18 protein-coding genes are annotated in these 24,443 nt (G+C 65.2%); 13 read left to right on the forward strand and 5 right to left on the reverse strand.

The features are described from left to right. Positions 1–121: 121 nt before the first annotated feature. Entirely contained in the window at positions 122–2,263 is a 2,142-nt protein-coding gene (locus DDZ17_RS21460; RefSeq protein ID WP_116369097.1) for a TonB-dependent receptor, read from the reverse strand. Positions 2,264–2,490: 227 nt separating this feature from the next. Here DDZ17_RS21460 and DDZ17_RS21465 point away from each other — a divergent pair, with 227 nt between their 5' ends. Continuing rightward, on the forward strand, positions 2,491–3,933 hold the full coding sequence (locus DDZ17_RS21465; RefSeq protein WP_157976791.1) for an amidohydrolase family protein: 1,443 nt from the start codon (positions 2,491–2,493) through the stop codon (positions 3,931–3,933). Further along, a complete protein-coding gene (locus tag DDZ17_RS21470) occupies positions 3,933–4,577 on the forward strand; it encodes a cupin domain-containing protein (protein WP_241505993.1) in 645 nt (214 codons plus the stop codon). Before DDZ17_RS21465 ends, DDZ17_RS21470 begins: the two co-directional genes overlap by 1 nt. Before the next feature lie 49 nt (positions 4,578–4,626). Here the strand turns inward: DDZ17_RS21470 and DDZ17_RS21475 are convergent, their stop codons facing one another. Further along, positions 4,627–5,208 carry a phosphoribosyltransferase gene (locus tag DDZ17_RS21475; protein ID WP_116369099.1) on the reverse strand — a complete coding sequence of 194 codons (582 nt, stop codon included), beginning with the start codon at positions 5,206–5,208 and terminating at the stop codon, positions 4,627–4,629. Positions 5,209–5,453: 245 nt separating this feature from the next. On the opposite strand from DDZ17_RS21475, the gene DDZ17_RS21480 reads away from it, so the two are divergent. The 4 genes from DDZ17_RS21480 (at position 5,454) to DDZ17_RS21495 (ending at position 10,821) form a co-directional block, all read left to right on the forward strand. After that, positions 5,454–6,764, forward strand: coding sequence for an NCS2 family permease (locus tag DDZ17_RS21480; RefSeq protein ID WP_116369100.1), 1,311 nt, complete (start codon positions 5,454–5,456; stop codon positions 6,762–6,764). An 85-nt stretch (positions 6,765–6,849) separates the two neighbouring features. Further along, positions 6,850–8,295 (forward strand): beta-Ala-His dipeptidase, encoded by a 1,446-nt coding sequence (gene pepD, locus DDZ17_RS21485; RefSeq protein ID WP_116369101.1) that lies wholly within the window; start codon positions 6,850–6,852, stop codon positions 8,293–8,295. Between the two features lie 21 nt (positions 8,296–8,316). Beyond that, positions 8,317–9,510, forward strand: a complete 1,194-nt coding sequence (locus DDZ17_RS21490; RefSeq protein WP_116369102.1) for an amino acid aminotransferase — start codon at positions 8,317–8,319, stop codon at positions 9,508–9,510. 18 nt (positions 9,511–9,528) lie between these two features. Beyond that, positions 9,529–10,821 carry a DUF2254 domain-containing protein gene (locus DDZ17_RS21495; protein WP_206613624.1) on the forward strand — a complete coding sequence of 431 codons (1,293 nt, stop codon included), beginning with the start codon at positions 9,529–9,531 and terminating at the stop codon, positions 10,819–10,821. 41 nt (positions 10,822–10,862) lie between these two features. Here DDZ17_RS21495 and DDZ17_RS21500 read toward each other — a convergent pair whose 3' ends face one another. Together DDZ17_RS21500 and DDZ17_RS21505 are read right to left on the reverse strand one after the other, a co-directional pair. Next, complete coding sequence (locus tag DDZ17_RS21500; protein ID WP_116369103.1) at positions 10,863–12,797, reverse strand: ATP-binding cassette domain-containing protein; 1,935 nt, start codon at positions 12,795–12,797, stop codon at positions 10,863–10,865. Between the two features lie 128 nt (positions 12,798–12,925). Beyond that, positions 12,926–13,813 (reverse strand): LysR family transcriptional regulator, encoded by an 888-nt coding sequence (locus tag DDZ17_RS21505; RefSeq protein WP_116369104.1) that lies wholly within the window; start codon positions 13,811–13,813, stop codon positions 12,926–12,928. A 144-nt stretch (positions 13,814–13,957) separates the two neighbouring features. Between DDZ17_RS21505 and DDZ17_RS21510 the strand changes: the two genes are divergently transcribed. Both DDZ17_RS21510 and DDZ17_RS21515 read left to right on the forward strand, forming a co-directional pair. Beyond that, the gene (locus tag DDZ17_RS21510; protein ID WP_116369105.1) at positions 13,958–15,913 is read left to right on the forward strand and encodes an acetoacetate--CoA ligase; all 1,956 of its coding nucleotides are present in this window, start codon (positions 13,958–13,960) and stop codon (positions 15,911–15,913) included. A 121-nt stretch (positions 15,914–16,034) separates the two neighbouring features. After that, a complete protein-coding gene (locus tag DDZ17_RS21515; protein WP_116369106.1) occupies positions 16,035–17,087 on the forward strand; it encodes a COX15/CtaA family protein in 1,053 nt (350 codons plus the stop codon). Here the strand turns inward: DDZ17_RS21515 and DDZ17_RS21520 are convergent. Next, a complete protein-coding gene (locus DDZ17_RS21520) occupies positions 17,078–17,650 on the reverse strand; it encodes a helix-turn-helix domain-containing protein (protein WP_116369107.1) in 573 nt (190 codons plus the stop codon). The two genes, DDZ17_RS21515 and DDZ17_RS21520, sit on opposite strands and share 10 nt — an antisense overlap. A 109-nt stretch (positions 17,651–17,759) precedes the next feature. Between DDZ17_RS21520 and tdh the strand changes: the two genes are divergently transcribed. The 5 genes from tdh (at position 17,760) to DDZ17_RS21545 (ending at position 24,372) form a co-directional block, all read left to right on the forward strand. After that, entirely contained in the window at positions 17,760–18,785 is a 1,026-nt protein-coding gene (gene tdh, locus DDZ17_RS21525) for an L-threonine 3-dehydrogenase (RefSeq protein ID WP_116369108.1), read from the forward strand. Positions 18,786–18,790: 5 nt separating this feature from the next. Further along, positions 18,791–19,981 (forward strand): glycine C-acetyltransferase, encoded by a 1,191-nt coding sequence (locus tag DDZ17_RS21530; RefSeq protein ID WP_116369109.1) that lies wholly within the window; start codon positions 18,791–18,793, stop codon positions 19,979–19,981. Between the two features lie 208 nt (positions 19,982–20,189). Then, entirely contained in the window at positions 20,190–22,307 is a 2,118-nt protein-coding gene (locus DDZ17_RS21535; protein WP_241505994.1) for a type I secretion system permease/ATPase, read from the forward strand. Continuing rightward, on the forward strand, positions 22,304–23,743 hold the full coding sequence (locus tag DDZ17_RS21540) for an HlyD family type I secretion periplasmic adaptor subunit (protein ID WP_116369110.1): 1,440 nt from the start codon (positions 22,304–22,306) through the stop codon (positions 23,741–23,743). Before DDZ17_RS21535 ends, DDZ17_RS21540 begins: the two co-directional genes overlap by 4 nt. Then, the gene (locus DDZ17_RS21545; protein WP_116369111.1) at positions 23,743–24,372 is read left to right on the forward strand and encodes a response regulator transcription factor; all 630 of its coding nucleotides are present in this window, start codon (positions 23,743–23,745) and stop codon (positions 24,370–24,372) included. The genes DDZ17_RS21540 and DDZ17_RS21545 overlap by 1 nt, the downstream gene beginning before the upstream one ends. Positions 24,373–24,443 lie beyond the last annotated feature (71 nt).

Here is a 24,443-nt window from a genome sequence, read left to right on the forward strand (position 1 = left end):
GTTTTCGTATTGTCAGGCACCACAATCATTCTGCCCACACAGTAAAAACCCCGGCGAGCCGGGGTTTTTACGCGGGCTATCTTCCAGTGTAGAAGATGGCTTTCACTCCGGCTACGCCCTGTCAGAACCGGGTGGCCAGAGACAGGCCCCACACCCGGGGCTCGTTGGTAAAGCCGGTCAGGTTGTTGAAGTCGATGGCGCCCTGCACGTTTTCCTCGTCGGTGATGTTGCGGCCGAACAGGGCGATTTCGTAGCCGCCGTCGCGCAGGCGCCAGCCCAGGCGTACGCCGCCTTCAAACTGATCTTCGGTGCGAAATTCCACTGCATCGTAAAGGAAGATCTGGGTATCGCCCTGGTAGGACCAGTCGGTAAACGCAAACAGCTCGGACTCCCGGCCCACCGGCACGCTGTAGGACAGGGTGAAGTTGTAAGTGGTTTCCGGCGCGTTGGGGAAGGGGTTGCCATCCACAAACACCAGGCCGTTCTCGTCCACCGGGTTGGTGATGGTGCACATGCCGGAGCCGCAGCCACCCACGCGCAGGTCGCCGTCTTCAATCTCGGTGTCGGCATAGGCGGCGCCGAAGGTCATCTGCAGGTTGTCGGTAACGGCCCATTCCACATCCAGTTCAATGCCCTGGCCTGTGCCCTGCTCGGCGTTCACCAGCTGGATCAGGTTGTTGGTGCCGCCAACGGCGGTGAACTGCATATCGCTGACTTCGTAATAGAACACCGCCGTGTTCAGGCGCAGGCGATTGTTCATCAGCTCGGCCTTGTAGCCGAACTCGATGGAGTCGATGGTTTCGGAATCCGCCACCGAGGGCGCGGCGCCAAAGGCCACGTCGCGGCCCTGGATGGTGGGGGCGCGAAAGCCGGTGCCCACCTTGGCCCACAGGGTGCTGTTGTCGCTGACGGCGAAGGACAGGGCGACATCACCGCTGACCTGGTCGTCGGACACGCTCACATCGTAGCCGGGGGCGGTAAAGTCCTTGTCATCGTCGGTGTAGCGGATGCCGGCGGTCAGGGTCCACAGCTCGCCCAGGGCCAGGTCACCCTGGCCGAACACGGCCCAGGTGGTGTTGTCGTGGTTGACGGTGGTGGGGGGGACAAAGCCCGGGTCGGTCTCTACATCCAGGGTGCCGTCAAAATAGAAGGCGCCGGCCTGCCAGTTAAAGGCGCCATCGCTGTTGCTGGACACGCGCAATTCCTGGGTGAACTGCTCCACATCCGCCGAGTCCTGGGTTTCGGAGGGGAAGGGAATAAAGCCCGGGCCGGTGACCAGGTTGCCGCCGTCGATGTCACCCAGGCTGCGCCCGTCGGCCTCGTCCCAGGAGGTGATGGAGGTCAGTGTCACGGCGCCGATGTCGTAGTCCAGCTTCAGGTTGGCGCCGCCGTTCTGGTATTGCTGTGGGTTGTTGTCGCCGCCGTCAAAGAACACGGTGTCGCGGTCGTAGTTGTCGTTCAGGTCGTTACTGCCCGGGTCGAAGATATTGGCGCGGAACACGGCGGCGGTGCCGTCCAGATCGCGGTAGTGGGCGCCAAGCAGGGCAGAGAACTGATCGTTCGGCTCCCACAGCAGGAAGCCCTTGGCGGCCTTCTCGACAAAACCACCGAGGGCGTCGTCTTCGCCGGTGAAGTCGTTGTCGATGTAGTCCTCGCGGCTCTGGTAGAGCACGGCGATGCGCCCGGCCAGGGTGTCGGTCAGGCCGCCGCTCATGGCGCCTTCAAAATTGGTGGTGCCAAGGGTGCCTACATCGACTTTGGCGTGGCCCTCGGGCTCGTAGGTGGGTTTGTTGGAATCGAACTTGACGATGCCGGCGGTGGTGTTGCGCCCGAACAGTGAGCCCTGGGGCCCGCGCAGCACTTCCACCCGGTCGATGTCGAACAGGGGGAAGCTCTTGAGCACCACGTTTTCCTTGACCACCTCGTCCATGATCACCGACACCGGCTGGGAGGCGGCGAGGTCGAAATCGATATTGCCGAGGCCGCGAATATAAAAGCGCGGGGCCACGCGACCGTTGGAGGATTCCACATACAGGCCGGGCACCCGGGCCGACAGGCCGCGGATATCGGCACCGCCTTCAAACAGCGAGGTAAAGCGCTCGCCGGACAGGGTGGCCACCGACAGGGGCACATCAATCAGGCTCTGTTCCCGCTTCTGGGCGGTTACAATCACTTCTTCCAGTTGGGCCAGCGCAGGGTTTGCGCTGACGGCAGAGGCCGTGGCGGCAGCAAGGGCCAGATGCACAGGGCTAAAACGTTTCATGTGGAGTCTCCTACCAAAGATCACTTGAGTTTGTTCTATGCGGGGCTGTGCAGGGCTCTGGCGACCCCAACTGGTGTTATTGGCACAAGTGTGCAAAATTTACTCTTATCGAAGGGAACTCGCAGCCCGATTCAGCAAAAGTACCAGAATTGTCGCCCGCTACCGCCGCCAGGCGCTGCCGCGGGCCGCTTGCCGTTTGGCCAATGCATGACAGGGGGAATGAAAACGTGACACGACTTCACTCGGCGGCTCGCTTTGCGGGCCTGCTGGCCTGTATCGCGCTGCTGCAGGGCGCGGCTGCTGCGCCGGCCCTGGCCGCGCCGGATCTCATCATCTACGGCGACTACGTCCTCACCATGGACCCGCAGCAGCCCGAGATTCGCGACGGCGCCGTGGTGATTGAGGACGATCGCATTGTGGCGCTGGGGCCGCGCAAGGACATCGACGCCCGCTATGTTGCCCCGCGCAGCCTGGGCGGCGCCGGGCGCATTGTCATGCCCGGGCTGATCAACGGCCACACCCACACCGCCATGACCTTGTTCCGCGGCATGGTAGACGACCTCGATCTGATGACCTGGCTCAACCAGTACGTGTTCCCCATGGAGGGGCGCTTTGTAACACCGGCATTCATCCGCGCCGGCACCGGCCTTGCCTGCTGGGAGATGATCCAGGGCGGCACCACCACTTTCGTGGATATGTACTTTTACCCCGACGACATTGCCGCCGTGGTGCAGGACTGTGGCCTGCGGGCGGTGATCGGTGCGCCGCATATCGACTACCCCAGCCCGGGCTTTAAAGGCTGGGAGGATTCCTTCGCCGCCGCGGAAGACTTTGTGCGCCGCTGGCAGGGTCGCCACCCGCGCATCACCCCGGCCTTTGCGCCCCACGCGCCCTACACCGTGGTGCCACAGCATCTGCGCGCCACGGTGGAAAAAGCCGCCGAGCTGCAAGCGCCCATTACCATGCACCTGGCGGAAGCGCCGGCGGAGAGCGCCTTCATTGCCGAGCACTACCAGAGCACGCCGGTGCAGCATGCCGCCCGGCTCGGCCTGTACGGCCAGCCGCTGATTGCCGCCCACATGGTGCAACTCAACGACGAGGACATTGCCCTGACCGCCCGGGCCGGCGTTGGCGCCATTCACAACCCCACCTCCAACATGAAGCTGGGGGCGGGCATATCGCCGGTGCCGGCAATGCTGGCGGCGGGGGTGTCGGTGGGCCTTGGCACCGACGGCGCCGCCAGCAACAACGACCTGGATATGTGGGAGGAAATTCGCATGGCAGCCCTGTTGCACAAGGTGGACAGTGGCGACCCCACCGCCTTGCCGGCGGCGCAGGCCCTGGCCATGGCCACCCGCCTGGGGGCCGCCGCCATTCACCAGGCCGGTGAGATTGGCCAGCTCAAGGTCGGCATGCAGGCGGATGTAATTCAGGTGGCAGTGGACAAAACCCGCCACCAGCCCCTGTACGACATCAGCTCCCACCTGGTGTACGTGCTCGATAGCACCGATGTGGTGTCCACCGTGGTGGCGGGCAGGGTGCTGATGGAAGAGCGGCGGGTGCTGAGCATGGACGAGGCCGTCCTGCGCAAGCAGGTGGCCGAGCGCAGCGTGGAGATTCGCGCGGCGCTGCTGGAACAGACCGAAAAGACTGAACAGGGGGATAACTGATGGCGCAGGTAGCGAGCGGGGCGCCCGCTGGGCGCGGCGTAAAGTGCATCGCCGGCTTGCTGATGCTGACGGGCACGCTGCTTGGCGGCAATGCAGCGCTGGCCGGGGCATCTACCGGGGCAGCCACCGAAACAACCACGTCGGGTTTCACCCTCCCGGATCGGGACACGGTAATCCGCGAGCTGCAACTGGAGAGCCACGTGGAAGGCGGTTATTTTCGCCGCACCTACCAGGCAGATGACCAGCCGCGCGTGGCAACGCCTGCCGGTGAGCGCTACAGCCTGACCTCCATCCACTACCTGCTGACGGCGGATTCACCCACCGGGCATTGGCACCTGAACCGCTCGGACATTGTGCACTACTGGCACCTGGGCGCGCCGGTCGAGTATTTCATGATCCACCCGGATGGGCGCCTGGAAACCGCCGTGCTGGGGCCGGATCTGGCGGCGGGCCAGCGCCTGCAGCTGACCGTCAAGGGCGGGGTGTGGAAGGCGTCGCACCTGAGCGCGGGGGATTACGGCCTGATCTCCGAAGCGGTGTCGCCGGGCTTTGAGTATGCGGACATGACGCTCGGCGAGCGCGACGTCCTGCTGGCGCGCTTTCCCCAGCACCGGGCATTGATACAGGCCTATACCCGCAAGTGATGTCGCCGGCCGGGTTGCGGCTTGGGCGCGGTGATCGAACCCGCGAGCCCTAGCGCTTCTGCAATTCGGCCATTTTGTCGATCATCTGCTCGGACATAAAACCCAGCTCGGGCTTGTGCGCGCGCAGCTCGTCAATGCTCAAACCGTCCAGTTCGTGGGGGAAGACCAGCCACTCGTCGGTCTGGTGCACAAAGTAGTCGGGAATGCGCCCGGTCTTGTTGCGCCCGGGCTTGAAGTAGGGGGTGGCAATGCGGATTTCCGGCGTGTTCTTCTTGCAGGCCGCTTCCAGGTCCTTGATGGTCTGGTCGATGGACAGGCCGGAGTCGTGCACGTCATCCACAATCAGCAGGGAATCCTCCGACTCCAGGCGCTTGATCAGGTAGTTGAGCCCGTGCACCTGTACGTGCCGGCTGCGCTGGTCGATGCCGGTGTAGGACGAGGTGCGGATGGCGATATGGTCCGAATCCACCTTCAGCACATGCAGCAGCTCCTGCACGGCAATGCCCACCGGCGCGCCGCCGCGCCACACCCCGACAATGTAATTGGGCCGGTAGCCGCTTTCGTAAACCTGCCAGGCCAGGCGGAAGGAGTCTTCCAGCAACTGCTGGGCGCTGATGTAATGCTTGTCCATGGCGGGCTCCGGGAGTGACTTGTTGCGAAAATCCGGGCGCTGATAATGGCCCTGGATTCAGGGCGAGAGGTTAGCACAGGCCCGCCGGCTATGGTGCCCCGGGGGCTGATTCCGTACACTCGCCGGACGCGGCCCTGTGCCGCGGCGCAATAGCAAGAAGGCAGCAAGAAGGCACTAAAACAGCAGCGACCGCGCCACCACAGGCCGGCAACCGTTCAGCCAATAAACAGGGGAACACACAGCGCATGGAGAACTCTGACCAGAGCCTGCTCGGCCGTTATTTCAGGCTGTCGGAGCACAACACCAGCGTGCGCAGCGAGCTGATTGCCGGCGCCACCACCTTTGTCACCATGGCCTACATCATCTTCGTCAATCCGCAGATGATGGCCTCTGCCGGCATGGACCCCAGCGCCAGCTTTGTTGCCACCTGCCTAGCCTCTGCCCTGGCCTGCTACATCATGGGGTTTTATGCCAACTGGCCGGTGGGGCTGGCGCCGGGCATGGGCTTGAACGCCTTCTTCACCTACACCGTGGTGGCCGACATGGGCTACAGCTGGCAGGTGGCGCTGGGGGCGGTGTTCCTGGCCGGCATTCTGTTTGTGATCATGAGCGTGACCCGCATCCGGCGCTGGATGCTGGACAGCATCCCGCTGGATTTGCGGGTGGCGATGGGGGCCGGTGTGGGCCTGTTCGTTGGCTTCATCGGCCTCAAGAGCGGCGGTATTATCGTCGCTTCCGAGGCCACCTTCCTGACCCTGGGTGACCTGACCCAGCCCGGCCCGGCCCTGGCCTGCCTGGGCTTTCTGCTGATTGCCATCCTCTCCATTCGCCAGGTGCACGGGGCCATCATCCTCGGCATTCTGGCCATTACCCTGATTGGCCTGCTGACCGGGCAGGTACAGTACACCGGCCTGGTGGCTGCGCCGCCAAGCATCGCCCCCACCTTTATGCAACTGGACGTGGTGGGTGCCCTGGACGTGGCCATGACCAGCGTGATCATCGCCTTTCTGTTTGTGAACCTGTTCGATACCGCCGGCACCCTGCTGGGGGTGGCCAGTCGCGCCAACCTGGTGGACGCACAGGGCAACATCGAGAACATGGACCGGGCCCTGAAGGCCGACAGCACCTCCAGCGTGCTGGGCGCCTTCCTCGGCTGCGCGCCGGTCACCAGCTACGTGGAGAGCGCCGCCGGGGTGGCCGCCGGTGGCCGCACCGGCCTGACCGCGGTGACCGTGGGCACCCTGTTTCTGGCGGCGATCTTCTTCGCACCGCTGGCGGGCATGGTGCCGGCCTTTGCCACCGCTGGCGCTCTGATCTACGTTGCCATGCTCATGCTCACCGGCATGCAAGGCCTGGAGTGGCAGGACAGCACCGAGGTGGTGCCGGCGCTGATCACCATTGTCATGATCCCCCTGTCGTTCTCCATCGCCAACGGCATTGCCGTGGGCTTCATCAGCTACTTGGCGATCAAGCTGTGCGCCGGCCGGCGCCAGGACATTTCCCCCGGGGCCTGGTTTCTGGCGGCCATCTTCCTCGCCAAATTCGCCTTCATGTAGGCACCGCTTGCCGGCGCCCGCCTTGCCGGGCGCGTGCCATGGCGGGCTGGCCTCGGGTATAATCCCGCCCCCTTTTGGAGGCCCCATGAAACCCGCGCACTATCCAACCGCTCCCGCCCACATCTGGGCGCATTTTTACCAGTTCACGCAAATTCCCCGCCCGTCCAAGGCGGAGGCCGCCGTGCGCCAGTACGTGATTGACCAGGCCGAGGCGGCCGGCTGCTCGTGGAAGACAGACACTGTGGGCAACCTGGTGGTGTACGTGCCGGGCAGCGCCGGCCGCGAGGGTGAAGAGGCGGTGATCATCCAGAACCACCTGGACATGGTGACGGTAAAAACCGAGGACAAGGCGCACGACTTCCACCGCGACCCGCTGGATTTGCAGGTGGTGGACGGCTGGCTCAGGGCCGACCGCACCACACTGGGGGCAGACAACGGCATCGGCTGTGCCGCGGCCCTGGCGGTGCTCACCGACGACAGCGTGTCGCACCCGCCCCTGGAACTGCTGTTCACCGTGGACGAGGAAACCGGCCTTGGTGGCGCCCTGGAACTGGACGCCAGCCTGCTGTCGGGCAAGCGCATGCTGAACCTGGACACCGAGGACTGGAACGAACTCTATATCGGCTGCGCCGGTGGCCACAGCCACACCTTCCGCCGCCAGTACCGCGCCGTCGAGGCCGGCGATCAGGGGCGGGTGCATTTTCACCTCAACCTGAAGGGGCTGTCCGGCGGCCACTCCGGCATCCAGATTCACGAGCAGCTGGGCAACGCCATCAAACTGCTGGTGGACTTCCTGCAGGGCGTGGACGGCGTGCAACTGGCGCGCCTCAAGGCCGGTGTGGCCCACAACGTGATTCCCCGGGAAGGGGACGCCTGGTTTGCCTGTGATGCGGCGGCCGTGGAGACCGTCAAGGCGCGCCTGGCGACCCTGCTTGGCCACTGGCGCGGCTACCTGCCGCCGGCGGACGAGGGCCTGGTGGCCACGTTGGCTGAGTGTGCCCCCGAGGCCCTGCTGAGCCGCGAAGACAGCACGGCCCTGCTGGATGTGCTGGCGGCCTTTCCCCACGGTGCCCAGTCCTACAACCTCGCCCAGCCGGCGGATCTGGTGGATCTCAGCATCAACCTGGCGCGCTGTGAATTGCAGGGCGGCGCACTGTTCATTGAATCCAGCCTGCGTTTTTTCAATGCCGAACAGAGCCTGCCCCTGCGGCGGCAGATGGCTTCGCTGGCGCGCCTGGCCGGCCTGACGCTGACCGACGAGGGCGGCTACCCCGGTTGGCAGCCGGATTTTGACAGCCCCCTGCTGGCCAGGGGCAAAGCCCTGCACGAACGGCTGTTTGGCGTGGTGCCCGCCGTCAAGGCCATTCACGCCGGCCTGGAATGCGGCATTCTCAAGAGCAAAAAGGCCGATGTGGACATCCTGTCCTTTGGCCCCACCATTCGCGGTGCCCACTCGCCCACCGAGCGGCTGCAGATCGACACCGTGCCCCCCTTCTGGCAACTGCTGACCACCCTGCTGGCAGAGATGTAAGCCCCTAACCGGAGACCGACCATGCTGGACCAACTGCCCCTGCTGCCCGCCGACCCCATTCTGGGGCTGGCCGCTGCCGCCCGCGCCGACGACAACCCGAACAAAGTGGACCTCACTGTTGGCATTTACATGGATGAACAGGGCCTGTGCCCGGTTTTTGATGCGGTGCAGCAGGCCCAGCGCGCCCTGGTGGAGGCCGAGACAACCAAGGCCTATATGCCGGCGGCCGGCGATGGCGCCTTTAACACCGGCATCCAGAAGCTGGTGTTTGGCGACGACAGCGCGCCCCTGCTGGCCGGACGTATCAGCAGCATCCAGACCCCGGGGGGCTGCGGCGCCCTGCGCATTGGCGCCGAAGTGATTGCCGCCGCCGCGCCGGGGGCCAAGGTGTGGGTATCCGACCCCACCTGGCCGGTGCACATTCCCCTGCTGGGCAGCGTGGGCCTTAAATTCGAGAACTACCGCTACTACGAGCCCGACAGCCACGGGGTGAACTTCGACGGCATGGTTGAAGACCTGAAACAGGCCGGGGCCGGCGACGTGGTGCTGCTGCACGGCTGCTGCCACAACCCCTGCGGCGCCGACCTGACGCTGGAACAGTGGGGCGTGGTTGCCGACATGGCCGAGCAGCAGGGCTTTTTGCCCTTTATTGACATTGCCTACCAGGGCCTGGGTGACGGCCTTGACGCGGATGCCGCCGGCCTGCGCCTGCTGGCATCGCGCCTGCCGGAGCTGATCGTGGCCGCCTCCTGCTCCAAAAACCTGGGCCTGTACCGGGAGCGCACCGGGGCCACCCTGTTTTTGTGCCGCAACGCCGATTCCGCCGCCGCCCTGCAGAGCCAGGCCCAGGTGGCGGCCCGGCGCGTGTATTCCATGCCGCCGGCCCACGGCGCCATTATCGCCGGGCGGGTATTGTCAGACGCCGCCCTGCGCGCCAACTGGGAGGCGGAGCTGCGCGGCATGTGTGAGCGCATCAACGGCCTGCGCAGCCAGATTCGCAGCAAGCTCGAGGCCGCCGCGGATCGCGACTTCAGCTTTATCGAGCGCGAAAAGGGCATGTTCTCCTTCCTCGGCCTCAGCAAGGAACAGGCCCACAAGCTGCGCAACGAGCACAGTGTGTATATGCTGGACTCTTCACGCATCAACGTGGCGGGAGTCAATGCGCGCAATATCGATGCCCTGGCGGCGGCCGTGGGGCAGGTGGTCAAAGGCTAGGCAGCGGCGGGCCCTGGCATGAGCCTGTCCACCCACTGGCACTGGGCCCTGCGACAACTGGCGCGGCAGCTGTGGCTGACCGCGCTGCTGTACGCCCTGGCGGCGGTTGGCTCGGTGTTTCTGGCGATGCTGCTGACGCCGCTTATCCCCCCGGGGGCGGCGGACTACGTCACCCCTGAGGCGGCCGACCGGGTGCTGGGCATTCTCGCCTCCAGCATGCTGGCAGTAACCACCTTCTCCCTGGCTACCATGGTCACCGCCCACGGCGCGGTCACTGGCAATACCTCGCCCCGCGCCACCACCCTGGTGCTGGATAACGAAATTACCCGCCACGCCCTCGGCGTGTTCATCGGCTCCTTCCTGTTCAGCCTGGTGGGCCTGGTGGCGCTCAATGCCGGCGTGTACGGCGACCAGGGGCATGTGGTGCTGTTTGCCCTCACCGCCCTGGTGATTGTGCTGATTGTGGTGGCCCTGCTGCGCTGGATTGACCACCTCTCGCACCTGGTGCGGGTGAGCGAAACTACCGAGCGGGTGGAAAACGCCACGCTGTCCGCCCTGCTGGAACGGGCCCGCCGCCCCGGCCTTGGCGCGCGGCCCTGCCGGCAGATGGCAGATCAACTGCCGGCGCATGCCCGGGCGGTGCGCGGTGGCGAGGTGGGCTATGTCCGCCACATTGATATGCCGGCCCTGATTAACGCGGCCGAGACCGCCGGCGTGGAGCTGTTTGTGTGCGCCGTGCCCGGGGCCTTTGTGGATATCACATCGCCGCTGGTGGCGGTGGCCGGCAATGGCGATGTGGATGACGACGCCCTGCGCGAGGCCTTTGCCATCGGCCCCACCCGCACCTTCGATTATGACCCCCGCTTTGGCCTGATCGTGCTGGCGGAAATCGGCTCCCGGGCGCTGTCCCCCGGCATCAACGACCCCGGCACCGCCATCGACATCATCGGCCGCGCCACCCGCCTGCTGACCCGCTGGGTCGAAGCGAAGAGGGAAGCGGAGAGGGAAGCAAAGAGCGAGGCAGCGGCCGAAAAGGCCGGGAGCAAGGCCCGCGTGTGGCTGCCGGCGCTGGACCCCTTCGACCTGCTGGATGACATTGTGACGCCCCTGTCCCGCGATGGTGCCGCCATGCTGTCGGTGCAGCAGCGCCTGCAAAAAGCCCTGGCATCGCTGGCGGCACTGCCGGATGCGGACCTGCAGCGCGCGGCCCACCTGCATTCCCGGCGCGCCTGGGAGCGGGCGCAGCAGGCCCTCAGCATGGACTTTGAACGCGAGGCCCTGGCGACGCTGGTGCTGCCCAGTCAGGACTAGGCGAGCGACCTTGGCGCGGGTGGATTTCCCGCCGCTGCTGGCTAGCCTTCTTCCAGCTCCATCCAGCGCTCCATGGCCGCTTCCAGGGCGGCCTGCACGCTGCCCAGCTCTTCCAGCACCGGCTCGGTGGCCTCCCGCTCCTGCTGGTAAAAGCCCGGGTCGGCGATGGCCGCCTCCAGTTCCCCCTGGCGCTGTTCCAGTGCTTCTATCTTGCCCGGCAGGCTGTCCAGCTCGCGCTGGTCCTTGTAGGACAGCTTGCGGCGCGCCGGCGCGGCTTTGGTGCCGGGCGCTGCCGCGGGGGTGGCGCTGGCGTTTGGCTGGCCGTCCGCTGTGGCATTGCCAAAGTCAGTGCCAGGAGCGTCGCCCTGGCCGTCCTGACGGGCTTCGCTCAGCTTGCCGCCCCTGGCCTCCCAGTCGCTGTAGCCGCCGGCCTGCTCGCCCACCACGCCGTTGCCTTCGACCACCAGCAGGCTGGTGACCACCCGGTCCATGAAATCCCGGTCGTGGCTGACCAGAATCACCGTGCCGTCAAAGTCCAGCAGGATTTCTTCCAGCAGTTCCAGGGTTTCGATGTCCAGGTCGTTGGTGGGTTCGTCCAGCACCAACAGGTTGGCGGGCTTGCTGAACAGCTGGGCCAGCACCGCCCGGTTCTGCTCGCCGCCGGACAGCGCCTTGACCGGCGTGCGCACCCGCTCGGGGCTGAACAGGAAGTCTCCCAGATAGGAGATGGCGTGCTTGCGCTTGCCCTTGATGTCGATGAATTCCTGGCCGCCGCACACGTTGTCGATCAGGTTCTTCTCCGGGTCCAGGGCGCCGCGCAGCTGGTCGGAGTAGGCAATTTCCAGCTTGCTGCCGAGCTTGACGCTGCCGCTGTCGGGGGCCAGTTGCCCCAGCAGGATTTTCACCAACGTGGATTTGCCGGCACCGTTGGCGCCGACAATACCGATGCGGTCGCCGCGCTGCACAATGGTGGAAAAGTCCTTGAGCAGGGTCTTGTCGCCGTAGGCTTTGCTGACCCGCTGCAGCTCCGCCACGATTTTGCCGGAGCTGCTGGCGTCCTCCAGGGCAAAGGTGGCCTTGCCCACCCGCTCGCGGCGCGCACTGCGCTCTTCGCGCAGGGCCTTCAGGGCCCGCACACGGCCTTCGTTGCGGGTGCGGCGGGCCTTGATGCCCTGGCGAATCCAGGCTTCTTCCTGGGCCAGCTTTTTGTCGAACAGGGCGTTGGCGCGCTCTTCGGCGGCCAGTTCCTGCTCCCGGTGTTCCAGAAAGCCGCGGTAGTCGCCGCGCCAGACCGACAGGTGGCCGCGATCCAGCTCGGCAATGCTGTTCACCACGTTCTGCAGGAAGCGGCGGTCGTGGGTGATCAGGATCAGGGCGCCGCGGAACTGCTGCAGCTGCTCTTCCAGCCACTCAATGGCGGGAATGTCCAGGTGGTTGGTGGGCTCATCCAGCAGCAGGATGTCCGGCTCGCACACCAGGGCGCGGGCCAGCGCCACCCGCCGCCGCCAGCCCCCGGAGAGCTCGCGCATCAGGGCATCGGCGGGCAGTTGCAGGTGGCTGAGGGTGGTCTCCACCCGCAGCTGCAGGTTCCAGCCGTCCACTGCTTCCAGCTGTTGCTGCACCCGGGCAAGGGCGTTCATATCCACCTCGGCGCCCTGCTGCAGCAGGTGGTGGTAGGCCTTGAGGTGTTCGCCGGCCTCCGGCAGGCCGCCGGCCACCACGTCGTACACCGTGGCCTCGTCGGCCTCCGGCAGGGTCTGCTCCAGCCGCGCCAGCTTCACGCCCGGGCGCAGCCAGCGCTCGCCGCCGTCCGGGCTGATCTCCCCGGCCAGCACTTTGAGCAGGGTGGTTTTGCCCATGCCATTGCGGCCCAGCAGGCCGAGTTTCTCGCCCTTGGTAATGGTGAGGTCTACGTGATCGAGCAGGGTGTGGGTGCCGAACTGGAGTTGGACTTGGTCGAGCTTGAGCAGGGGCATGCAGCGTGGCCTGTGATTGAGTGCGCGCCGTGGCGCCAGCAAAGGCGCGCATTTTACTGATGCCGGCCCCCGGCGGCTAGCGGGGCCTGATGCGGGGCTGATGCAACGGAGCTTGGCGCGACGCGAACCTATCCGTAGTGCCTGCACAGCAGCTGGTGCAGGGCTTCGGCCGGCCCCGACAGGGGGTGGCGCTTGCGGGTGAACACCCCCACCTGGCGCTGGATAACCGGGCCCTCCAGCGGGCGGCACTGTACCCCCTGCAGCTGCATGGAGGTCTGGCACAGGGCGGGGGCAATGCTGACGCCCAGGCCACTGGCCACCATGCGCCCGATGGTGGCCAGCTGCGAGGCCTCCGCCAGCGACGCCGGGTGCAGCGCCAGAGCGGCCATCACCCGGTCGGTGGTGGCGCGCATCCAGGAGCCGCGGTTCATGGTGATAAAGGGCTGCTCGGCCAGCTGTTGCCAGTGGATGCGCTGGCAGCTGGCCAGGGGTGAGCCGGCGGGGACAATGGCAATGAAACGGTCTTCAAACAGGGGGGTGAAGTGAAGGCCGTCGTACTGCTCCGGCTCGAAGGTAACGCCCAGCTCGGCCCGCCCGTCGCGCACCGCGTCCAGCACCAGCTCCATCACAATGTCGTCGATTACCAGGTTGATGCCCGGGTATTGCTGGCGAAAGCGCTGCAGCAGGGGCGGCAGGCAGTTGATGGCAAAAGAGGGCATGGCGGCCAGTCGCAGGTGCCCCTGCAGCAGGGCGAAGCGGCGCGACAGGTCGTCGAAGGCACGGTCCCACTCCGCCTGCAGCTGCCGCGCCACCGGCAAAAATTGCCGCCCCTCGGGGGTGAGTGCCAGGTGGCGGGTGGTGCGGTTGAAGAGCTTGCCGCCCACCGCCTGCTCCATGTTGCGGATGGCGGCGCTCAGGGCCGGCTGTGACAGGTGCAGGGATTCGCTGGCCTCGGCGAAACTGCCGTACTCCGCCAGCGCCAGAAAGGCGCGCAATTGCTTGATGGAAACATTCATAAATTTAAGCAATGAATAAACAAAATAAATCGATTTGATAAATATATGACCCGCAGGCAGGCTGGGCAACTTGCATAGTGGCGGGCCGCAAGGGCCAGTCATCCGCTACCCTGACGATAAACCCGCAGAAGATGGAAGAGACCGATGCCCAGCCAAGCCCCCCTGTGGCGCCCTTCGCCGGCGCGTATTGAACAGGCCCGTATTACCGACTTCACCCGCCAGCTGGCCGCCTCGGAGCCGGCCCTTACCGATGCCGACTACTTTGCGCTGCACCGCTGGGCTGTGGCGAATCCGGCGGCCTTCTGGGCTGCAGTGTGGGAGTACGGCGGGGTGCTGGGCGAGCCTGGCCCCACGGTGCTGGAGCGGGGCGATTGCCTGCCGGGTGCGCGCTGGTTCCCCGGCGCCCGGCTGAACTTTGCCGAAAACCTGCTGCGCTATCGCGACGAGCGGCCGGCGCTGGTATCGCGCCTGGAAAACGGCGAGCGCCGCTCGCTGAGTTACGCCGAGCTGTATACCCAGGTGGCGCAAACCGCCGCTGGCCTCAAGGCGCTGGGGGTGGGGCCGGGCGATCGGGTGGCGGGCTTTATGCCCAACATTGCCGAGACGGTGATCGCCATGCTGGCCACCACCAGCCTGGGGGCGTTGTGGTCCTCCTGCTCGCCGGATTTTGGCATTAACGGCGTGCTGGACCGCTTCGGCCAGATTACCCCCAAGGTGCTGTTTGCGGCAGACGGCTATTACTACAACGGCAAAACCTGCGACTCGCTGGAACGCCTGCGGGGGGTTGTTGCGGCCATTGATGGCATTGAGCGGGTGGTGGTGGTGCCGGTGGTGAATGCGGCGCCGGATCTCGCCGGCCTGCCGGCGGCCTGCCTGTTCAATGCGCTGCAGGACGCGAGCGCCACCGAGGTGGAATTTACCAGGCTGCCCTTCGATCACCCGCTGTACATCATGTATTCCTCGGGCACCACCGGTGCGCCCAAGTGCATTCTGCACGGCGCGGGCGGCACCCTGCTGCAACACCTGAAGGAACACCAGCTGATGTGCGACCTGGGGCGGGAGGATGTGCTGTTCTACTTCACCACCTGCGGCTGGATGATGTGGAACTGGCTGGTGTCGGGCTTGGCCAGCGGCGCCACCCTGGTGCTGTACGACGGCTCGCCCTTTGCCGGCGACGGCAACCTGCTGCTGGATTGCATCGACGAGGAGGGCATCAGCATCTTTGGCACCAGCGCCAAGTACATTGCCGCGCTGGAGAAAGCCGGCAAGGTGCCCCGGCAAAGCCACCGGTTGGAAAGGCTCAAGAGCATTCTGTCCACCGGCTCGCCGTTGGCCCATGAGAGCTTTGATTACGTCTACCGCGACTTCAAGGCGGATGTTTGCCTGTCGTCCATTTCCGGCGGCACCGACATTCTGTCCTGCTTTGTGGCGGGCACGCCGACCCTGCCGGTGTACAAGGGCGAGATTCAGGCGCCGGGCCTGGGCATGGCGGTGGAAATCTGGGACGAGGCGGGCAACAGCGTGATCGGCGAGAAGGGCGAACTGGTGTGCACCCGGCCCTTCCCCTGCTGCCCGCTGGGGTTCTGGAACGACGACAGCGGCGAGCGCTTCCACAGCGCCTACTTCGACCGCTTCGACAATGTCTGGGCCCACGGTGACTACGGCGAAGTGACCGAGCAGGGCGGCTTTATCATTCACGGCCGTTCCGATGCGGTGCTCAACCCCGGCGGTGTGCGCATTGGCACCGCCGAAATCTACCGCCAGGTGGAGCGGGTGGAGGAGGTGCTGGAGGCCATCGTCATCGGCCAGCAGTGGCAGGACGATGTACGGGTGGTGCTGTTTGTGGTGCTGCGCGAGGGGCTGGTGCTGGATGCGGCGCTGGAGGCGCGCATTCGCCAGACCATCCGCGACAACACCACGCCGCGCCATGTGCCGGCCAGGATTGTGCAGGTGGCCGACATCCCGCGCACCATCAGCGGCAAGATTGTGGAACTGGCGGTGCGCAATGTGGTGCACGGCGAGCCGGTGAAGAACACCGATGCCCTGGCCAACCCGGCGGCGCTGGAGCTGTTTCGCAACCTGCCACAATTGCGCGACTAGGGCGGTAGCGGCGCGCAGCGGGGCCGACTTCGGGTATCATGGCGCCGCTTTGGCCGCCGGCGCGCGACGCGGGTGCCGGCCGCCCCCGTCCTATTTGCGTTACAAGGTATCCGGATTCGCCATGCTACTGTCCCAGCAACAACGCCAGTACGACCGCCAGATAGCCGCCTGGCTGATGCTCTGCGCCGCCGTGGTGTTCGGCATGATCATTCTCGGTGGTGTGACCCGCCTGACCAACTCCGGCCTGTCCATGGTGGAGTGGAAGCCGCTGATGGGGGTGATTCCGCCGCTTAGCGACGAGGCCTGGCAGGCCACCTTCGACAAGTACAAGGCCTTCCCCGAATACCAGAAGATCAACCGCGGCATGGATGTCGAGGGCTTCAAGTCCATCTTCATGTACGAGTACCTGCACCGCCTGCTGGGGCGCTTGATCGGGGTGCTGTTTTTCTTCCCTATGCTGTTTTTCATGCTGCGCCAGCGCGTGCCGGCCGGCATGCAACCCAAGCTGTGGCTGCTGTTTGTGCTGGGTGGCTGCCAGGGGCTGCTGGGCTGGTTCATGGTCAAGAGCGGGCTGGTGGACAACCCCCACGTCAGCCAGTACCGCCTTACCGCCCACATGGGGCTGGCGGTGCTCATCTATGCCTACATGCTGTGGCTGATTTTTGACCTGCGCTTTGCGGGCCCGCCCAAGCGCGGTGTGCAGGGGCCGCTGGCGGGCTGGTCGCTGGGGCTGGTGGTGCTGGTGTACCTGATGATTCTGTCTGGCGCGCTGGTGGCTGGCACCAAGGCCGGTTTTGCCTACAACACCTGGCCGATGATGGGCACCGGGTTTTTCCCGCCGGGGCTCTACAGCGGCGCGCCAGCCTGGCTGGACGCCTTCGAAGACATTACCACCATCCAGTTCAACCACCGGGTATTTGCCTACCTGCTGGCCCTGCTGATACCCGCCTTTTGCGTGCTGGCCTGGCGCCGGGCGGGGCAACCGCGGGTGCGCCTGGCGGTAGTGCTGCTGGTGCTGGCCCTGCTGCTGCAGTTGGGCCTTGGCATCAGCACCCTGCTATTGCATGTGCCGGTGCCGCTGGCGGCGGCCCACCAGGGCGGCGCGGTCATTCTGCTGTCGGCGGCCCTGTTCCTCGCCCACGCCCTGCGCCGGCCCGCGCGCAATCAGCGGTAGGTCACCACTAGGTAGCCGCGCAGGGTGGCCGCGCCGCTGTTGGCAATGCAGTGGGGGGTATCCGCCCGGTAGTGGGCGGAATCCCCCGCGTTCAGTTTGCAGTGGGTGCTGCCGGCGGTAATGGCGGCGCTGCCGCTGGCCACGGTGAACAGCTCCCGGGTGCCGTCGAAATGGGCGGAGCTTTCCAGGCTGGCGCCGGGCTCAATCACCACTTCGTAGAACTCCACGTCTTTTTCCATGTGCAGGGGCGACAGGGTGCGTATCTGGCACTCGCTGTCGGCCCGAAACAGGTGGGCGGGGTCGTCCCCGTGCACCAGCTCGATATGGCCCCCGGCGCCGGGGGCGTCCACCAGTTCACCTATACTCAGGCCAAAGGCCTGGGCGATGCGGAAGGTGACTGCCAGGGTGGGGTTGGCCTGGCCGCGTTCAATCTGGCTGAGCATGGAGCGGCTGACGCCCGAGGCGGCGGCCAACTGCTCCAACGTGAAGTTGTTGCGCTGGCGCAGTTCGGTCACCCGTTCGCAGAGCACTTTGCTGGCGGGGTCGGTGGCGGGCTTGGTCATGGCGAAATCCGGTATCCGGGAAATTTGTCTTGTATGTGGGAAACGCACTGTCTACTATAGCGGAAATTTTCCACCATAGTGAATGCCTGTGGCAGGCAGGGGACAATACATGAAAGCACTGGTCAAGAAGGAAGCGGGCACCGGGCTCTGGCTGGAGGATGTGCCAGAACCCCAGGTGGGCATCAACGATGTGCTGATCAAGGTCAAGCGCACCGCCATCTGCGGCACCGACATGCACATCTACAACTGGGATGCCTGGGCGCAGAAAACCATCCCGGTCCCCATGGTGGTGGGCCATGAATTTGTCGGTGAAATTGTCGAGGTGGGTTCCAACGTGATCGATTTCCACCCGGGGCAGATCGTCTCCGGCGAGGGGCACGTGGTCTGCGGGCGCTGCCGCAACTGCATGGCCGGGCGGCGCCACCTGTGCGCCCACACCTCCGGTATCGGGGTTAACCGCCCCGGCGCCTTCGCCGAGTACCTGGCCCTGCCCATGTCCAACGTCTGGGAGCACAGCCCCGGCATCGACCTGGACGTGGCGGCCCTGTTCGACCCCTTCGGCAACGCCGTGCACACCGCCCTGCAGTACGACCTGCTGGGGGAGGATGTGCTGATCACCGGCGCCGGCCCCATTGGTGCCATGGCGGCAGCGGTGTGCAAGCACGCCGGCGCCCGCCACATTGTCATTACCGACCTGATCGACGCCCGCCTGGAGCGCGCGGCCATGCTCGGGGCCACCCGCACCGTCAACGTGGGGCGCGAATCCCTGGCTGAAGTGCAGAAGTCCCTCGGCATGGAAGAGGGCTTTGATGTCGGCCTGGAAATGTCCGGCAACCCCAAGGCCTTTAACGACATGCTGGCCAACATGTGTCACGGCGGCAAAGTCGCCATCCTCGGTATTCCCGGTGAGGAAATGGCCATCGACTGGAACACGGTGATCTTCAATATGCTGACGCTGAAGGGCATTTACGGGCGCGAGATGTACGAAACCTGGTACAAAATGTCGGTGATGATCGACTCGGGCCTGGATATCTCCCCGGTGATTACCCACCGCATGGGCTTTACCGATTTTGAACAGGGCTTTGAGGTGATGAACGCCGGCGAAGCCAGCAAAGTGATTCTGAACTGGGATTAACCACTATGTACGGCGATTTTCAGCAACACCTGGCCCGCGAACTGGACGACATCCGTGCCTCGGGCCTGTACAAATCCGAGCGCGCCATCACCACGGCCCAGGGGGCCCGGGTTGGCGTGAAGGGCGGGGCGCAGGTGCTCAACCTCTGCGCCAACAACTACCTCGGCCTGGCCCAGCACCCCTCGGTGAACGCAGCTGCGGCACAGGGCCTCAAGGACTGGGGCTACGGCATGGCATCGGTGCGCTTTATCTGCGGCACCCAAACCCTGCACAAGCAGCTGGAAGATACGATCAGCGCCTTTCTCGGCACCGAGGACACCATCCTCTATCCCTCCTGTTTCGATGCCAATGGGGGCTTGTTCGAGACACTGCTTGGCCCTGAAGACGCGGTGATTTCCGATGAACTCAACCACGCCAGCATCATCGACGGGGTGCGCCTCAGCAAGGCCCAGCGCTACCGCTACAAAAACAACGACATGGCGGACCTGGAAGAACAGCTCAAGGCCGCCGAAAAAGCCGGCGCCCGCTACAAGCTGATCACCACCGACGGGGTGTTCTCCATGGACGGCTATATCGCCCGCCTGGATGAAATCTGTGATCTGGCGGAACGCTATCAGGCGCTGGTGCATTTTGATGACTGCCACGCCACCGGCTTTGTCGGCGCCAGCGGGCGCGGTACCCATGAGCTGCGCGGCTGCATGGACCGGGTAGACATTATCACCGGCACCCTGGGCAAGGCCCTGGGCGGTGCCAGCGGTGGCTACACGGCCGCCCGCGCGGAAATTGTCGACCTGCTGCGCCAGCGCTCGCGGCCCTATCTGTTTTCCAACACTGTTGCGCCGCCGGTGGTGGCTGGCGCCATTCGTGCCATCGAACTGGTGTCCGAGGAGCCGGATTTGCGCGACAAACTGGCCCGCAATACCGCGCAGTTTCGCGAGGGCCTGGAACGCCAGGGTTTCGAACTGCTGCCCGGCGAGCACCCGATTGTACCCGTGATGCTGCACGATGCCGCCCTGGCGGCCAGGTTCGCCGAGGCGGTGCTGGCCCACGGTGTGTATGTGATTGCCTTTTCCTACCCGGTGGTGCCCAGGGGCAGGGCGCGCATCCGCACCCAGATGTCGGCCGCCCTCGGCAGCGACGACGTTGAGTTTGCCCTTGAAGCTTTCGCCCGCGCGCGCAAGGAACTTGCACTGTAGAGCGTGCGGCCGGTCACAGTTGCTGGCTCCGTTTATAGCTTGCTGCGGCTATCGCCGTGGGAACTGTGACTGGCGGCGCATTCCCCCAATGGCAATTGTGGGGCAAGTCGCCTATGCTGCCCGGCTAGCATAATTCTTTCCCCACAGATGCTTGGCAAAGCACGCAGACGCGGGACTGATTGCAGGGGCAGATGCATTGAATTCAGCCGTGAAAGACAACAGCCTGTTGCAGTGCCTGCTGGCACTGTGCCGCTACCACGGTAGCGCCTCCACGCCCGAGGCCCTCACCGGTGGCCTGCCGCTGGCCAACGGCCGTCTGACACCGGCACTGTTTGAGCGCGCCGCCAGTCGCGTGGGGCTGGTAAGCCGTATTGTCGAGCGCCGGGCGGATGGCATCGAGGCCGAGCTGCTGCCGGCTGTGCTGCTGCTGGAGCAGGATCGCGCCTGCCTGCTGCTGGGCTGGGATCGCGACAGCGATACCGCGTCGGTCATCTACCCCGAACTCAACGAAGCCGCAGTCCAGGTGGCCGGTGAAAAACTGCGGGCCCAGGACAGCGGCCGCGCCATTGTCTGCCGGCCGCGCTTTCGCTTTGACCAGCGCACGCCGCGCAACAGCGCATCCAGTCGCGGCCACTGGTTCTGGGACGCCATTCGCGCCAACACGCCCATCTATCGCGATGTGCTGCTGGCGGCTTTGTTTATCAACGTGTTCGCCCTGGCCCTGCCCCTGTTCACCATGAACGTCTACGACCGGGTGGTGCCCAACTACGCGGTGGAGACTCTGTGGATGCTGGCGGCGGGGGTGGGCATCATCATGGTCGCCGATATCACCCTGCGCACCATGCGCGGGTACTTTCTGGACCTTGCCAGCCGGCGGGTGGACATGCGTCTGTCGGCCCAGATCATGGAGCGGGTGCTGGGCTCGCGGCTGGAAAGCAAGCCGGTGTCGGTGGGTTCCTACGCCGTCAACCTGCGCTCCTTTGAAACCGTGCGTGACTTTATTACCTCGGCCTCCATCACCACCCTGATCGACGTGCCCTTCGCCCTGATCTTTATCGGGGTGATTGCCTGGATCGCGCCGCTTGTTCTCATTCCCATCGGCATCGGCCTGCTGATTGTGCTGGGATATGCCCTGGCCACCCAGGGCAAGCTGAGAGAACTGACGGAGACCACCTACCGCGCCGGCGCCCTGCGCAATTCCACCCTGATCGAAAGCCTGGTGGGGCTGGATACCATCAAGGCCATGGGCGCCGAATCGCGCATGCAGCGCAAGTGGGAAGAGACCACCTCTTTCCTGGCTCATGTGGGCGTGCAGCTGCGGCTGGTGTCCAATTCCACGGTGAACCTGACCCTGTGGAGCCAGCAGATGGTCACCCTGTTTGTGATTGTCACCGGGGTTTACCTGATCTCCGCCGGCGAGCTGAGTATGGGCGGCCTGATTGCCTGCACCATGCTCGGCGGGCGGGTGATGGCGCCCTTTGGCCAGGTGGCGGGCCTGATTGCCTCCTACCACAATGCCCAGGTGGCGCTGCAATCCCTGGACGAGGTGATGGCCCAGCCCATGGAGCGCAGTGAGGGCGCCCAGTTCCTGTCGCGGGAGATGTTCCAGGGCGACATTGAGTTTCGCAACGTGTCCTTCGCCTATCCCGGCAGCGAGATGAGTTCGCTGAACAACGTGTCCTTCCGCATTCGCCCCGGCGAGCATGTGGCCATTCTCGGCCGGGTGGGCTCTGGCAAATCCACCCTGCAGAAACTGGCCATGGGGCTGTACCAGCCCACCGACGGGGCCATCATGGTGGATGGCATCGACCTGCGCCAGCTGGACCCGTCCGAGCTGCGCTCGCGGGTGGGCTATGTGCCCCAGGACGTCACCCTGTTCTACGGCAGCCTGCGCGACAACCTCACCCTGTCCCACGCCAACGTGAGCGATGCCGCCCTGGTGCGAGCGGCGGAAATCGCCAACCTCGGGGAGTACATCAACCGCCATCCCCAGGGCTTTGACATGCTGGTCGGGGAGCGGGGCGAGTCGCTGTCTGGTGGCCAGCGCAAGTGCGTGGCGCTGGCGCGGGCGGTCATCCACGACCCGCCCATCCTGTTGATGGACGAGCCCACCGGCTCCATGGACCACTCCACCGAAGTGGCGGTTAAGCAGCAGCTGCAACATTACGTGAAGGGGCGCACCTGGGTGGTGGTGACCCACCGCAACTCCCTGTTGGAGATGGTGGATCGCATCATAGTGATCGACAACGGCAAGCTGGTGGCCGACGGCCCCCGCGACAGTGTTATCCAGGCTCTGCAGCAGGGCAAAATCGGGGCGGCCAAATGAATGACCTTGACAAGCTGCCGCCGGGCCAGCAGGCACCGCAACAGCCGGAGCAGAAAGCACTGGAACAGAAAGACCCGGAGCAGAAAAAACGCTACCTGGCCGACCTGCTGTTTGGCCCCTGGCTGAAAGACCCCGACGACGTGCCCCGCAACTGGCAGCAGGACGCCCACAGTGCCTACATTGCCCAGCAGCCGCTGCGCGCCAGGGCGCTGCTGTATTTTCTGGCGCTGACGGTGGTGGCCCTGGTGGCCTGGTCGGCGCTGGCGGAAATCGACGAAGTGACCCGCGGCCAGGGCAAGGTCATTCCCTCGCGCAAGGTGCAGGTAATCCAGTCCCAGGACGGCGGGGTGGTGACTGAAATCCGGGTGAAGGAGGGCGACATCGTCGAGCAGGGCCAGCTGCTGGTGCGGCTGGACCAGACCCGCTCCGAATCCAGCCTGCGGGAGAGCATGGCGGAACTGCAGGCCCTGCGGGTGCGGGCCGCCCGCCTGCGCGCCGCGGTGCGCGGCGAAGACTTCAGCCCCGATGCGCAGTGGCAAACCCTGGTGCCGGAAATCGTGTTGGAAGAGCTGGCGCTGTTTGAGTCCGGCAAAGCCAAGCTGGCGGTCGACAAGGAAATTGCCGGCGAGCAGTTGTTGCAGCGCCAGGAAGAGCTGGCCGAGGTGACCGCCCGCTCGCGCCAACTGGGCCGCTCGCTGGAGCTGGCGCGGCAGGAACTGGGGGTTACCCGGCCCATGGTGCAGTCCGGGGCTGTGTCCCAGGTGGAGATATTACGGCTGGAACGGGAAGTGAATCGCCTGGGGGGTGAGTTCGAGCAGGCCAAGGCCCAGGTGAACCGTATTCGCTCGGCCATTACCGAAGCCGAGCGCAAGCTGGCGGAAGTGGATATCGAGTTCGCCAACGAGTCGCGCACCGAACTGACCGAAACCCTGGCCCGCATCAACGGCCTGGAGGCGGCCAGTACGGGCCTTTCCGACCGGGTACAGCAGACCGAGGTGCGCTCGCCGGTCAAGGGCACCGTGAAGCAGCTCTACTTCAACACCATTGGCGGCGTGGTGCTGCCGGGCAAGGAGATTGTCGAAGTAGTGCCGCTGGATGACACCCTGCTGCTGGAGGTGCGCATCCGGCCCAAGGACATCGCCTTCCTGGTGCCGGGACAGAAGGCGCTGGTGAAATTCACCGCCTACGATTTTGTGGTCTATGGCGGCCTGGAGGGGGTGGTGGAGCACATCGGCGCCGATACCATCATGGACGAGGAGGGCAATCCCTTCTACGACATTACCGTGCGCACCGAGGACACCTCCCTCGGCGAAGACCTGCCCATCATCCCCGGCATGACGGTGGAGACGGACATTCTTACCGGCAAAAAAACCATCCTGGCCTACCTGATGAAGCCGGTGCTCAGGGCCAAGCAGTATGCGTTGACGGAGCGTTGATGGAACAACTCTTTGTAAGCCCACACGGCCGCTTGCGGCAGCGCTGGGGCGAAGCCTTCGCCAAGGCCCGGGCCGCCGCCCGGGTGAGCGATGCCGTGGCCCTGGCGCCTGACGAGCCGCGCACCCTGTGGCTGGATGGCAGCGGCCTGGGGCGGGCCGAATGCCTGGCCTGGGTGCGCGAGGCGGTCGCCACCGGCAGTCGGGTGGTGCTGATGTCGGCCGTGCCCGGCGAAGAAGAGGCCTTCGACGCCCTGAACCAGGGCGCGGTGGGTTACTGCCACGTAGAGGCGGCGCCCCGCCAGCTGCGCGAAATCGCCCTGGTGGTGGAGCACGGCGGCCTGTGGATGCCTCCCGAACTGGTGCAACGCCTGATGGGGCTGTCGCTGCGGGTGGTGCCCACGCCGGCGCCGGCCCATCCCCAACTGGATGCACTCACCGCCCGCGAGCTGATGGTGGCAGGCCAGGTGGCACGCGGTGCCAGCAACCAGGAAATAGCCGCTAGCCTGGATATCAGCGAGCGCACGGTGAAAGCCCACCTGTCCTCCATCTTCGAAAAACTGGCGGTGCGGGACAGGGTGCAGCTCGCCCTGGCTATGAATAACATCCCGACTTACACATCTGTGAACTGATTCACAGCAAATCCGGCCACCCCTGCCCTTTCGTCCAATGCCCCTTCCGGCGGGCTGCCCTAGTATTCACA

This window comes from Parahaliea mediterranea (assembly GCF_003402235.1).
Classification (GTDB): domain Bacteria; phylum Pseudomonadota; class Gammaproteobacteria; order Pseudomonadales; family Halieaceae; genus Parahaliea; species Parahaliea mediterranea.

Coding starts and splice junctions, on each gene's coding strand:
- DDZ17_RS21510 (WP_116369105.1), top strand. CDS start 13,958: ATGCCCAGCCAAGCCCCCCTGTGGCGCCCTTCGCCGGCGCGTATTGAA.
- DDZ17_RS21495 (WP_206613624.1), top strand. CDS start 9,529: ATGAGCCTGTCCACCCACTGGCACTGGGCCCTGCGACAACTGGCGCGG.
- DDZ17_RS21475 (WP_116369099.1), bottom strand. CDS start 5,208: ATGGACAAGCATTACATCAGCGCCCAGCAGTTGCTGGAAGACTCCTTC.
- DDZ17_RS21470 (WP_241505993.1), top strand. CDS start 3,933: ATGGCGCAGGTAGCGAGCGGGGCGCCCGCTGGGCGCGGCGTAAAGTGC.
- pepD (WP_116369101.1), top strand. CDS start 6,850: ATGAAACCCGCGCACTATCCAACCGCTCCCGCCCACATCTGGGCGCAT.
- DDZ17_RS21530 (WP_116369109.1), top strand. CDS start 18,791: ATGTACGGCGATTTTCAGCAACACCTGGCCCGCGAACTGGACGACATC.
- DDZ17_RS21515 (WP_116369106.1), top strand. CDS start 16,035: ATGCTACTGTCCCAGCAACAACGCCAGTACGACCGCCAGATAGCCGCC.
- DDZ17_RS21480 (WP_116369100.1), top strand. CDS start 5,454: ATGGAGAACTCTGACCAGAGCCTGCTCGGCCGTTATTTCAGGCTGTCG.
- DDZ17_RS21540 (WP_116369110.1), top strand. CDS start 22,304: ATGAATGACCTTGACAAGCTGCCGCCGGGCCAGCAGGCACCGCAACAG.
- DDZ17_RS21500 (WP_116369103.1), bottom strand. CDS start 12,797: ATGCCCCTGCTCAAGCTCGACCAAGTCCAACTCCAGTTCGGCACCCAC.
- DDZ17_RS21520 (WP_116369107.1), bottom strand. CDS start 17,650: ATGACCAAGCCCGCCACCGACCCCGCCAGCAAAGTGCTCTGCGAACGG.
- DDZ17_RS21505 (WP_116369104.1), bottom strand. CDS start 13,813: ATGAATGTTTCCATCAAGCAATTGCGCGCCTTTCTGGCGCTGGCGGAG.
- tdh (WP_116369108.1), top strand. CDS start 17,760: ATGAAAGCACTGGTCAAGAAGGAAGCGGGCACCGGGCTCTGGCTGGAG.
- DDZ17_RS21490 (WP_116369102.1), top strand. CDS start 8,317: ATGCTGGACCAACTGCCCCTGCTGCCCGCCGACCCCATTCTGGGGCTG.
- DDZ17_RS21460 (WP_116369097.1), bottom strand. CDS start 2,263: ATGAAACGTTTTAGCCCTGTGCATCTGGCCCTTGCTGCCGCCACGGCC.
- DDZ17_RS21545 (WP_116369111.1), top strand. CDS start 23,743: ATGGAACAACTCTTTGTAAGCCCACACGGCCGCTTGCGGCAGCGCTGG.